This window comes from Helicobacter mehlei, from assembly GCF_007280785.1.
GTDB lineage: Bacteria > Campylobacterota > Campylobacteria > Campylobacterales > Helicobacteraceae > Helicobacter > Helicobacter mehlei.
Genome location: NZ_VKGC01000087.1, coordinates 1 through 225, shown reverse-complemented (window position 1 = coordinate 225; position 225 = coordinate 1). Strand labels below are relative to the sequence as shown.

The following is a 225-nucleotide window of genomic DNA, read 5'->3' as shown; positions in this document are numbered from 1 at the left end:
ATATTAATGCTTGCATTCAAATCTCTATCCAAAGAAAAACCACAAGAGGGGTAATGAAAAACCCTATCTTTTAGACTTAAATCCTCTTTGAGTGCCCCACAGCTAGAGCAAATCTTAGAGCTGGGATAGAATCTATCAATCTTAACCACTTGGGTTTTTCTCTCCAAGATAGCCACAAACTCACCAAAGCCAAATCGTTAATCTTGCGCCCCCAAAGTTTAACCA

General features: G+C 39.1%; 1 pseudogene. It reads right to left on the bottom strand.

Annotated elements, in window-relative coordinates:
• Window positions 1–225 (bottom strand): annotated as a pseudogene (locus tag FNE76_RS08185) (zinc ribbon domain-containing protein); the annotation flags it as partial.